We start from the raw sequence: 3,100 nt of genomic DNA, 5'->3' as shown, positions 1-3,100 counted from the left end.
CCGCCGTCGGAGCGGGCCTGGGCATGGGCACGAGCGGCCTGGAGTGGGTCGTCGACTCCTACACCGTCGTCCTGGCCAGCCTGCTCGTCGTGGCCGGGGCCCTCGCGGACCGGTTCGGCCGCCGCCGTACGGATGGCCGTGGCCCTGCCCGTCGTGCCCGTCGTGGCCGTTGCGGCCGTTGCGGCCGTTGCGGCCGTTGCGGCCGTGGTGGTGGCCGTCCCCGGCGTTCCTGACTCCGTTCCGCTCCATGGCTCCATTTTGCGGTCCCGGCAAATTTCCTCGGGGTGGGCGCGCATCCGGTCCGAGCATGGCCGGGCAGCGTTCCCTACCGGAGGCAGGACCGTGACCACTTCCTTCATCCCGTCCGCGGAGCGTGCGGCGGCCGACGGCCCGCCCCCCGGTGCCCGGCGCCGCTGGACCGTACTGGCCGTGTGCGCGCTCAGCATGTTCCTGGTCGGCGTGGACACCACCATCGTCAATGTCGGCCTGCCCGCCGTCGGAGCGGGCCTGGGCATGGGCACGAGCGGCCTGGAGTGGGTCGTCGACTCCTACACCGTCGTCCTGGCCAGCCTGCTCGTCGTGGCCGGGGCCCTCGCGGACCGGTTCGGCCGCCGCCGGGTGTTCCGGTGCGGGCTCGTGCTGTTCGGCCTCGCCTCGCTGGCCTGCGCCCTGGCCCCCTCGCCCGGCCTGCTGGTCGCGGCCCGGGCCGTCCAGGGCGCCGGGGCCTCGATGCTCAGCCCCGTGGCCCTGGCCATCGTGGTCAACGCCCTGCCCGACCCGCGCGAGCGCGCCCGGGCCATCGGGATCTGGGCCTCGGTGTTCGGGCTGAGCATGGCGGCGGGCCCGGTCGCCGGCGGGGCCCTGGTCTCGGCGTTCGGCTGGCGCTCGGTGTTCTGGGTGAACGTGCCGGTCGTGGTGGTCGCGCTCGTCCTGGTCGCCGTGTTCGTGCCGGAGTCGCACGGGCAGCGCGCCCGGCGGCTCGACCTGCCGGGGCAGGTGCTGCTGACGGTGGCCCTGTGCGCGTTCGTGGCGGTCCTCGTCGAGGGCCCCCGGATCGGCTGGGCCGCTCCGCTCGCGCTGGCCGCGTACGGGGTGGTGGCGGTGGCGGTGGCCGGGTTCGTCCGGGTGGAACGGAACCGGTCCGAGCCGCTGATGGACCTCGGGCTGTTCCGGCGGCCGGCGTTCACCGCTGCCGTGCTGGGGGCGGTATCGGTGTTCGTCGCGCTGAACGTCGGCCTGCTGCTGACCACCTTCGCCCTTCAGCACGGCCGCGGCTGGACCCCGCTCGCCGCGGGCCTGGCGACCCTGCCCATGGCCCTCGGGGCCACCGTGTGCGCACCGTGGTCCGGCGCCCTGGTCGGGCGCCTCGGCCCCCGGCGTCCGCTGCTGCTGGCCGGGACCTTCACCGCCGCCGGCGGCCTGTGCGCGCTGGGCCTGGGCCCGGACACCGGGCCGGCCCGGATCCTGCTCGCCCAACTGCTCCTGGGCATCGGTTTCGGGTTCGCCAACGCGCCACTGACCAACACCGCCGTCGGCGGGCTGCCGCCGTCCCGTGCCGGGGTGGCCGGGGCGATCACCTCGTGCGCCCGCCAGGTCGGCGCGGCGGTCGGCATCGCCGTCGCGGGCGGCCTGGTCTCCGGCGCCGCCCCCGCCGCCCTGGCCGCGGCCTCCCGCCCCGGCTGGCTGGTGGTGACGGGCTGCGGTCTGCTGCTGCTCGCCGTGGCGGGCGTGGAGACGGCGGCGCGCAGCGGCGTACGATCTCGCGACTAAGCCGTCTCTTTCGGATCTTGCCGGTCAGGCAAGATCCGAAAGCGATGACCTAGGCCCCGGCCGCACGGGCGAGGCCGGGCCACGGCCTCGCGGACGCGGCCAGGCCTCCGCGCCGCCTCGGGACCAGGGCCGGGCCACCGCCTCGGCTTCGCGGCTAGGCCACGGCCTCGTAGAGGGAGAAGACGGCCAGGGCGGCCATCACGGTCGCCGCGACCTTGGTGATCAGGCGCAGCGGGACGTACTTCATCAGGGTCCGGCCGCCCAGGATGCCGATGCCCGCGACGGCCCAGAGGGCGAGGACCGCGCCGAGGCCGACCGAGAGCGGGTCGTCGTAGCGGGCGGCGAGGTTCGCGGTCATGATCTGGGTCAGGTCGCCGAACTCCGCGACCAGGATGAGCATGAAGCCCGCCCCGGAGACCTTCCAGAAGGACTGGTCGGCCGGGGCCTTGATCTCCTCTTCCCCGTCGCTCTTCTTCAGCAGCAGCATCACGGCCCCCGCCAGGAACAACAGGCCCACGACGGCCTGGACGAGCCGGTGCGGCAGCAGGGTCAGCACGCTGCCGGCCGCGATGGCGAGGCCGACGTGCACGGCGAAGGCGGCGGCCACGCCCGCGAAGACGTAGGAGGCCTTGTAGCGGGTGCCGAGCATCAGGCCGGCCAGGGCCGTCTTGTCGGGGAGCTCGGCGAGGAAGACGACGCCGAAGGCGATGGCCAGGATGCTGAAGCTGATCACGGGGTGGTACCTCGATCGGTCGGGCAGGACGGCGCCGCGCCGAGGGACCGGGATGTTCCAGGGGTCGCTTCGGCTCGGCGGCGCCCCGCGGGAAGAACAAGCAGGACACTGCGGCCGAAGGTCTCGCTGGCACGGCCGCTGCACGCGGCCTGCCTCCGGGCGCCGGCTGGGTGACCCAGCAGTATGTCGACGGTCCGGCGAAGAGCTACTCCCCTTCTGCTCCCTCCAGGGTACGCGACGGCTTCGCCGGCACGGCATGGGCCTTTGGTCCCGAACGCCCCACCTCGCCCGTGACGCCCGCCACACCTTGCCCCGCGCTCAGCCTGGAAGCTCAACCTCCGTTTGAGGAGGAGCAGTTCGGAACCTTGATGTGACGTGCGCATGTCGCCAGGCTGTCATCCGGCGCCCACCCTCAGGTCACCCGGCGCCCCCAGCATGGCCGGGCCCCGCCGGGGCCGTACGGCCGTCCCCCCGCACACCCAGGGAGCCCCCTCATGTCCGCCATGTCCAGGATCTACGCGCGTCGCCTTGGCATGCTCGCATCAGTCGCGTCCGTCGCCGCCCTGACCAGCCTCCTGAACGCCCCCGCCGCCCAGG

The 3,100-nt window shown here is 74.3% G+C and carries 2 protein-coding genes and 1 pseudogene; 2 read left to right on the top strand and 1 reads right to left on the bottom strand.

Going from position 1 to position 3,100, the window contains the following annotated elements; translation table 11 throughout:
* Positions 1 to 233: pseudogene (locus tag EF918_RS37825) on the top strand (hypothetical protein); the annotation flags it as partial.
* Positions 234 to 342: 109 nt separating this feature from the next.
* Entirely contained in the window at positions 343 to 1,770 is a 1,428-nt protein-coding gene (locus EF918_RS34155; protein WP_260610951.1) for an MFS transporter, read from the top strand.
* A 154-nt stretch (positions 1,771 to 1,924) separates the two neighbouring features.
* Here EF918_RS34155 and EF918_RS34150 read toward each other — a convergent pair whose 3' ends face one another.
* The gene (locus EF918_RS34150) at positions 1,925 to 2,503 is read right to left on the bottom strand and encodes a TMEM165/GDT1 family protein (RefSeq protein WP_125652761.1); all 579 of its coding nucleotides are present in this window, start codon (positions 2,501 to 2,503) and stop codon (positions 1,925 to 1,927) included.
* Positions 2,504 to 3,100 lie beyond the last annotated feature (597 nt).

The organism is Streptomyces sp. WAC06614 (assembly GCF_003949795.1).
Classification (GTDB): domain Bacteria; phylum Actinomycetota; class Actinomycetes; order Streptomycetales; family Streptomycetaceae; genus Streptomyces.
Note: the sequence above shows the minus strand (reverse complement) of the source record. Positions and strands in the feature narration are given on the sequence as shown.